The sequence below is a fragment of the Mangrovihabitans endophyticus genome (assembly GCF_014646155.1).
GTDB classification, from domain to species: domain Bacteria; phylum Actinomycetota; class Actinomycetes; order Mycobacteriales; family Micromonosporaceae; genus Actinoplanes; species Actinoplanes endophyticus.
Genome location: NZ_BMMX01000085.1, coordinates 1 through 7,815, shown reverse-complemented (window position 1 = coordinate 7,815; position 7,815 = coordinate 1). Strand labels below are relative to the sequence as shown.

Here is a 7,815-nt window from a genome sequence, read left to right as displayed (position 1 = left end):
TACCCGTCGGCGGCCGACGTCAGGTCAGCGCCCAGGGTGGTCACTGCGGCGGAGAGCCGGTCCAGGTCCGCCGCCCACGTGTCGTTGGCTTGCTGCGAGACGGGCGACGCGGACCATCCCGAAGAGTCCACCACACCTAGTGCCCCTCGGGCCGCGTTCATCGCCTGCCGCAGGGCCTCGCCAGCCTCGCCAGCCTCAACCCCGACGTGCCGCAACGCCGGGACGTCGACCTCGAACCCGTCCACACGTACCTCCCCGACAAGTACGCCCCAACCGGACGTTAACAGCGCCAGGGATTGTCATGAGTCAATAAACTGCGTGCCAAAATTGAGGACTATTCATCTGCCGAAGGTGGCGTACTCGACGTGGTGCAGGACCACGATGGCCTGCACGATCGCGGTGGCCCGTCGCGGGCAGCAGCGCAGCTTGGTGAGCAGTCGCCAGGCATTGAGGACGGCGATGGCGCGTTCCCGATGGCCCGGATCCGGGCGTGAGCCTTGTTGACCCTCTTCTCCCGGCGCGACAGTCGTGGCCTGCGGCAGTGCCGTTTGAACGGTGTGCGCACGGTGCCGCCGGCGCCTTAGTAGCCGCGGCCGGCGAACACCAACACGTCCGCGCCGGTGAGCGTGTCAACCAGCTCGGGGGTGCGGGCGGGCGTCAGGTCGTGGGTGGCGCCGGGCAGCGCGGGTGAGGCCCAGACCAGCCGTCCGGCTGGGTCGGCGACGACTTGGACGTTGACGCCGTGCCGACGATGTTTTCCGGAGTAGTACGGCTTCTGATCAGCAACGCGGTCGATCGGCACCAGTGCGCCGTTCAGGATCGCGTACGCCAGCTCGCTGATCCGCATCATGGCGGCGCTCAGGTCGTCAGCGCCCGCGGCGAGCAGGTCGATGACCTCGCGGACGTAGCGCCAGGTGGTGGTGCCGACGCCGAACCCGGCGGCCAGCCGAGTGAACGGTCTCCATTACGCGGGTGCGCCAGGGCGAGCAGGGCCTGCCGGGCCGGGGTCAGGCGCCGCCAGTGGGAACGCTGCTGCAAGCGGCGGACGCGGATCAGGTCGGCGAGGTGGTTGAGGGTGCGGGTGGACAGCGAGATGCAGGACGGGTAAGACAGCAAGCGAGGCTCCCGGTGAGGGCATCTTTTTGGTCGATTGCTTGTCCTACCGGAAGCCTCACCCCACCCCGCACCCGGCCCCTATGCAGGCATCCCTACCAGCGCGAACCAGATGGAAAGCGCTCATGGCAACGATCTGATCGGCGAATTCACCGACGAGCAGGGTGGATCGGGCTGTCAGGTAGGTGGAATCGACGTCGAGGTCGCCTGCGTAGACGTCGAAGTCGAGGGGAACTCCGGCGGCGGCCAGCCCATAGGCGTTCAAGGCGATGACCTGTGCGTGGTCGGTGTGGCGATACTGCCGGATGACGAGGTCGTCGATCATGGTTGTGTTGGCTTATTCGGCAGGTTCGGCGCTGATGGCAAGGACGTCATGCAAGGCCCGGACCATCGGGGCGCCACGGCGGGCGGCCGGAATGGTGTGCGCGACGGCATGAGCTCGGCGCCAGACGATCGCGGGCCGATGCGCCGCGGGCAGGTGCAGGACGGTGGCTGCGTGGTCGGTTCCTCGAACGACGTAGCCGTCATGGACCTGCACAAGACCCACTCCGGTCGCGTTGGCTGCATCACCTACGAGGTGCCAGCGACGGCACCGTGGTGGATGCGGTCAACGGTTAGGCAGCTCGGACGTAGGTGGACCATCGGGTTGTCTGATCGCCACTGCGGTAGGTGTCCATACGTATTTGCCACTGTGGACGCAGCACTGGGCGGCTGCCGAGTACAGGTACCAGGCTGGTGACCAGTTTCAGTTCGCGCAGCCGTCGCAGGACCGGGAATCCGGCCCATCTGGTCACGTCGAACCCATAGGCGTTGGTGAGGCCGCTGTAGTCATCTGCGGGGTAGTCGAAGCGAAGCTTGCCGACGGCGAGTGGAACGAAGTCCCACTCCCGGGGTCCGTTGCAGCTAGAGTCGAAGTCGCATATGACCACCCCGGTCATCGCGTTGATCAGATTTCCCATGAACGCGTCACCGTGAATGGGCCCTGCTGGCAGCTCATATGCCAGGCTGGCAATCTGCTCTTCGAGACGGTCGCACTCGTCGCGTAGGTATGCGACATCATCGGCCTCGACCCCATTAGGTTCGGTCAGTCGGCTCCGGATTTCCGCCAGTGGAGACCATGACGGCAGTCCCTCTTCGGGTGGGTTGAGCTGATGCCACTGAAGTAGGATCCTCGCCAGATCGACACCCGTCGGCGGAGCAGGATTTTCGCCGCGGACCTCGTCCCACAGGGTCACGTGCAGGTTGTCGACGATCAGGGGCTGTTCGACGGGGAGGAGCCGGACTGCGGGTACGCCTCCCTGCTGGAGCCAACGAGCGACTTGTATGACCTTGTCGACTCGGGCGGTCATCGTCGCCGAGGCGGCGATGCGCGCGACGACGCGGGAGTGGGGTAAGGCGAAGACGGCGTTGTTGGTGAACTTGATCAATCGAGCGCCGGTAACGTCGATACCGGTCATCATCTGCACGCCGGCCAGCACGGCGTGCAGCCGCTCGTTGGTGATCCGCCCGATCGGCGATGAGGTCCCGCTCGTCATCCTCCTCGAAGAGTAACAATGCGGCAGGCCAGCTCCGTTGTGTCTTGGTCATGCGGATGCTCTCGGGCTGCTTTCAGCAAGGGGCCGAGCCGGTCGAGGGTCCTCACCGACCTGACTTGTCCAGCAAGCGTGACGGCGCGGTTGCCGTCCGCGGTCCCGCCGCGCAAGTCGCCAATATGAAGCTTCGTGGTGGCAAGCGCCGTGAGCTCGAAGATCGTGCTACGCACGGTCGCATCGTTGCGGGCCTGAACGCTGGCAGCCAGCCCGGCGACTGCTTTGCCGGCGTTCTCGTCACCGGGTAGCAGACTGTGAACCATCCCAGTGAGTGCAGACAGGTCAGCCGCCCCGAAGAACGCAACCCAGGCCGGAAGGCCGTCTTCCCCGCGGACGAATTCGTCCTCGGCTCGGCCGAGCGCGCTCAACGCTTGTCCGTCGTTGCCCATGATGGCGTGAGCCCATGCGAGGTTGGCGTGCAGCATCGCCACCGTCAGGGGATCATTGGCGTCTTGACCAGCAATCTGCCCAAGCTGAAAAAACCGCAGCGCCTGATTCATGGAGCCAAGGTGCAAGTGGACACGGCCCTGTCGGTAAAGGATATTTGCCGCCAGGGACCGATTCTTTGCCGCTTTGGTCTGCTCGAGCGCAAGGGAGAAATGTCGTCGGGCGTTGCGATGAAGGCCGACGTCGAAAGACGTCCATCCCGCGAGATTATGTAGGTCGGCAATGGCCAGGTGCAGCTGACGCCGGACATGTTCAGTGCAGACGCACTGCATCATGTTCCTGGCATGCGTGGTCTGTGCGATGACCGCCTCGCGGCATGCTCCCCCGCCGCGTTGATAGTCCACTGCCCTGAGGATTCGCGTCATATGCTCAATGCCCGCGACATCCGCAGGACCGATGCGCTCCGGGGTCGGCGTGCAGGGCTCAGCCAGTGGTTGCCACCATCGTTCGGTCTCCGGCATCGCGGTGCCCATCGTCACCTCAGCAGCATGCCGGAGCGCGGCGCGGATCTCCTCGGCTTCGTCGGTCTTGGCTGTCCACACGGTGAGTGCGTCCTCTACGGACGTTTGCTCATCACGGTGAGAATTGCCTAGCCCCATGTAACCGCGCGGAATCTGTAGGCCGTCGGCGATGCGCAATAGGACCGAATAGGCAAGGACCTCTCGCCCACCCATGATTTCGGAGATCTCTGACTGAGACTGCCGCGTAAGTTCACCGATACGACGTTGAGAGAAGCCGCAGCACTTCAGCTTGCGGAACAGGAAACTGATGTTGTGTTCGCGCAAAGCGCGGCGCATCTCCGGACTCTCCCACACCGTCGGCGATGGCGGGCCGCCGTCGGATCGGTTCGTGTTCACAAGGCCTCCGTACCGTCAGGACACACTGCCGAAACGGTAGCTGCTGGACGCCGCAAGTGGAACAGGCTATCGGCCAGGACGATCACTTGCGCCGATCAGGACGGATGATGATATTCGAATCGGCGTTGATGATCGTTTTGCAGGCTTCCCGACCCCCGACACATGTGGCACTTTCGTTCCATGCCGGCGGTGGTGTTCCATCCGCCAGCGAGAGAGCGAACTGGATTTTCGAGGACCAGTCGAAGCACCCAGCCCTGCGAGCGCCTTCGGCCTCGGCCGAGTGGCGGATAGCAGTGCGGGGCTTAGTTGAAAGGGATTCCCGGTGTCGTATCCGGTTGAGGAGTTGCAGCGGTTCGGTTATCGGCAGGAGTTGCGGCGTGCGTTGCGGTTTCGGGATTTGCTCGCGTACGGGTTGATCTTTATGGTGCCGATCGCGCCGATGGCGATCTTCGGGGCGGTGTTCTCCGCTTCTGGTGGCATGGTGGTGGGCGCGTACGTGGTTGGTGTGGTGGCGCTGGTGTTCACGGCGTTGTCGTATGCGCAGATGGTGAAGGCGTTTCCGTTGTCGGGGTCGGTGTACAACTATGTCGGTCGGGGGATCGGGGCGCCGGTGGGGTTTGTGGCCGGGTGGGCGATCATGCTCGACTACATTCTGGTGCCTTCGCTGCTGTACCTGGTCGCCGCGGTCGCGATGAACGCGACCCTGCCTGCGGTGCCGGTGTGGGTGTGGCTGGCCGGGTTCGTCGCGGTGAACACGGTGGTGAATTCGTGGGGGATTAAGGTGACGGCCCGGTTCACCTGGATCATGCTGGCCGGTGAATTGATCGTCCTGCTCGTGTTTCTGGGTTTCGGGGTGTGGGCGATCGTTTCCGGGGTGGGCCGGTGGACGTGGGCGCCGTTGTATGACCCGGACACGTTCGGCTGGTCGCTGCTGCTGGGGGCGACCTCGGTGGCGGTGCTGTCCTTCCTGGGCTTCGACGGCATCGCGATGCTGGCCGAGGAAGCGAGGGGCGGCTCGCGGGCGGTCGGCCGGGCGATGGCCGGGGCGTTGTTCGTCGCGGGGTTGTTGTTTATTGCGCAGACGTGGGTGGCGGCGATCCTGACTCCGGACCCGCAGGCGTTGATCGTCGGCGGGGATCCGGACGGGACGGCGTTCTACACCGCCGCGCAGGTGGCGGCCGGGCCGTGGTTGGCCACCGTCTGCGCGGTGGCGACCGCGGTCGCGTGGGGTTTGCCGGACTCGATGGTGGCGCAGGTCGCGATTTCCCGGCTGCTGTACGCGATGGCCCGCGACCGGCAGTTGCCGGCGTTTTTGGCGAAGGTGTCGCGTGAGCGCAACGTGCCCCGCAACGCGATTCTGCTGGTGGCCGTGGCGTCGCTCACGTTGGGGCTGTCGATGAGTGCGCGGGGTGATGGGATTGCCTTGCTGTCGAGTTTGATCAATTTCGGGGCGTTGACGGCGTTCCTGCTGCTGCACTTGTCCGTCATCGTCTACCACCTGATCCGGCGGCGCAGCCGCAACTTGGTCGCGCATCTGTTGATGCCTCTGGCCGGCGCGACGATCCTGGGGTTCGTGGTCTGGAACGCCAACGTCGCCGCGCAGCGGCTGGGGTTCGTGTGGATCGGTGTGGGCCTGCTGGTCCTGGCCGGCCTGTATCTGGCCGGGCGTCGCCCGGAGCTGTCCGGGTTCACTGCCGGGCAGCACTCGACAGCACGCGTACGCGAAGGAGTGTGACCACCCGTGAGACAGCACCACACGTACACCCCGGCCGTAAAGGATCTGGCGTACACGTTCGGCGGGGTGGCGCCGGTGGCGAGCCTGCACTCCGGCGACGTACTCACTGTGTTCACCGAGGACTGCTTCGGCGGCGCCGTCACCACCATCGATGACCTTCCCAGCCGGGTCTGCACCTTCCCGTACCTGAACCCGCTCACCGGCCCGTTCCTCGTCGAGGGCGCCGAACCCGGCGACACCCTCGCCATACATTTCCGGTCCATCGTCCCGGCCCGCGCGATTGGTGTTTCCAGCACGTTCCCGCATGCCGGGGCGCTCACCTCCACGACGCACACGGCGACCCTGCAACCGCCGCTGCAGGAACGGGTCTGGCTCTACGAGATCGACACCGACGCCGCAGTGGTCCGCTACCGCGCCCGCAACAGCGATTTTGTGGCGGACCTGCCGCTGGATGCGATGCACGGCACCGTCGGAGTCGCCCCGCCCGCCTTCCAGGCCCGTTCCAGCCTCACCAGCGACACCCACGGCGGGAACATGGACACCCCCGAACTCCGCGCCGGCACCACCGTCTACCTCGGGGTCAACGTGCACGGCGCGATGCTCAGCCTCGGCGACGGACACGCCCGCCAGGGCCCGGGAGAGGTCAGCGGCGTCGCGGTCGAGGTCGCCATGACAACCACCATCGCCCTCGAAGTGATCAAAAACGTGCCGACACGGTGGCCACGGATCGAATCCGACGACGCGGTCATGAGTGTGGGCTGCGCCCGTCCGCTGGAAGACGCGTTCCGGATCAGCCAACACGACCTGGTCACCTGGACCGCCGACCTGACCGGCCTCGACACCTTGGACGCCTACCAGTTGGTGGCCCAGGCGGGCACCGCGCTGGTGGGCAACGTGTGCGACCCGAACTACACCATGCTCGCCGCCCTGCCCAAACACCTGCTACCCGACCCCACCACCGTGTACGGCGGCGTGCACCAGCGGCTACGCCACGTCCCCGTACCCGCCCCGGTGGTGGGCTGACGATGGCGACCTACCGCACCGGGCCCGCGGCCGGGCCTGCACCCAGGCGCGAGGCCGGGCTGCCGTTACACGCCCAGTTGTACCTGATCGGCCACGACGACGACACCGGCCGGGCGCATCTTCGCGAACCCTGCCTCGCCGCCGGTCTGGCCGGGGCGCTGCTGCTGGAACTCGTCTTCGCGCGCCATGTGGTGATCGGCTGGGTGTGGGACGGCTTCCACCAGCGGTGGCAGCCGCGGCCCGGCTGCCTCGGCATCCTCCAGCCCGCCCCGGCGGGCAGCCCGCTGCTGGACGCCGCCCTGGCCACCACCCACCGTGTGATCCACGCCGACCCCGACGGTGGGCATCTACGCACCTGGGTACAGAGCTTCGCCGCCGCCGACTGCTACCCCCGCGTACGCGCGGCCATGATCACGGCCGGGCTGGTCCGCACCGTGCGGCGGCGCCGGTACGCCGGACTGATCACCACCGACACCCACCAGATCGTGGACACCGCCTACACCACCCGCGCCCGCACCTACGTGCGTGACGCGGTCGCCTGCCTGGAACCCGGCCCCTACCAGCCACCCACCCCACCCACCGACACCACCGTGGCCCTGTGCGGGCTGATCACCGCGCTCGGACTGACCGAATACCTGTACCGCAACCAAACCAACCGCGACCTCGACCGATGGCTGCGCCTGGTCGTCAACCGCCACCACCACCCCGCCATCACCACCATGATCCACACCGTCGACGCCGTCCGCGGCGACCTCGCCGTCGCCGCCATGGCCTAACCGGCCTGGCCGTACCCGGCTCCACCCGGCTCCCGGCCGTACCCGGGCCTTTGGTCTTTGCTCTCCCCCTCGTGGGGCCGGTCCATGCCACCCCGCTGGACCGGCCCCACCCCCACTCACGCTCATTTCCCTTGATAGATCAGGAAGGGAGGCTGGCCCGTGCAGCCCGACCCGCCACCTGTCATCGACGCCAGCCGGGCGCACCCGGCCCGCCGGTATGACTACTGGCTCGGCGGCAAAGACAACTTCGCCGCCGACCGCGCCAGCGGTGACGC

The 7,815-nt window shown here is 66.5% G+C and carries 8 protein-coding genes and 1 pseudogene; 4 read left to right on the top strand and 5 right to left on the bottom strand.

Annotated elements, in window-relative coordinates:
* The 5 genes and pseudogenes from IEY73_RS32235 to IEY73_RS32215 form a co-directional block, all read right to left on the bottom strand.
* On the bottom strand, positions 1 to 245 hold a 245-nt coding region (locus IEY73_RS32235; protein WP_189083140.1), incomplete at its 3' end, for a hypothetical protein.
* Between the two features lie 93 nt (positions 246 to 338).
* Positions 339 to 1,116: pseudogene (locus IEY73_RS32230) on the bottom strand (transposase family protein).
* A gap of 55 nt (positions 1,117 to 1,171) precedes the next feature.
* The gene (locus tag IEY73_RS32225; protein WP_189083139.1) at positions 1,172 to 1,438 is read right to left on the bottom strand and encodes a hypothetical protein; all 267 of its coding nucleotides are present in this window, start codon (positions 1,436 to 1,438) and stop codon (positions 1,172 to 1,174) included.
* A 289-nt stretch (positions 1,439 to 1,727) separates the two neighbouring features.
* Positions 1,728 to 2,648 (bottom strand): phosphotransferase enzyme family protein, encoded by a 921-nt coding sequence (locus IEY73_RS32220; protein ID WP_189083138.1) that lies wholly within the window; start codon positions 2,646 to 2,648, stop codon positions 1,728 to 1,730.
* A complete protein-coding gene (locus IEY73_RS32215; protein ID WP_189083137.1) occupies positions 2,645 to 4,006 on the bottom strand; it encodes an NsdA family TPR-like regulatory protein in 1,362 nt (453 codons plus the stop codon). The genes IEY73_RS32220 and IEY73_RS32215 overlap by 4 nt, the downstream gene beginning before the upstream one ends.
* Positions 4,007 to 4,328: 322 nt before the next feature.
* On the opposite strand from IEY73_RS32215, the gene IEY73_RS32210 reads away from it, so the two are divergent.
* The 4 genes from IEY73_RS32210 to IEY73_RS32195 form a co-directional block, all read left to right on the top strand.
* The gene (locus tag IEY73_RS32210) at positions 4,329 to 5,741 is read left to right on the top strand and encodes an APC family permease (protein ID WP_189083136.1); all 1,413 of its coding nucleotides are present in this window, start codon (positions 4,329 to 4,331) and stop codon (positions 5,739 to 5,741) included.
* Between the two features lie 6 nt (positions 5,742 to 5,747).
* Positions 5,748 to 6,764, top strand: coding sequence for an acetamidase/formamidase family protein (locus IEY73_RS32205; protein ID WP_189083135.1), 1,017 nt, complete (start codon positions 5,748 to 5,750; stop codon positions 6,762 to 6,764).
* Positions 6,765 to 6,766: 2 nt separating this feature from the next.
* On the top strand, positions 6,767 to 7,540 hold the full coding sequence (locus IEY73_RS32200) for a GOLPH3/VPS74 family protein (protein WP_189083134.1): 774 nt from the start codon (positions 6,767 to 6,769) through the stop codon (positions 7,538 to 7,540).
* A 183-nt stretch (positions 7,541 to 7,723) separates the two neighbouring features.
* Positions 7,724 to 7,815 (top strand): SAM-dependent methyltransferase (locus IEY73_RS32195; RefSeq protein WP_229716372.1); only part of this gene is annotated, 92 nt, incomplete at its 3' end.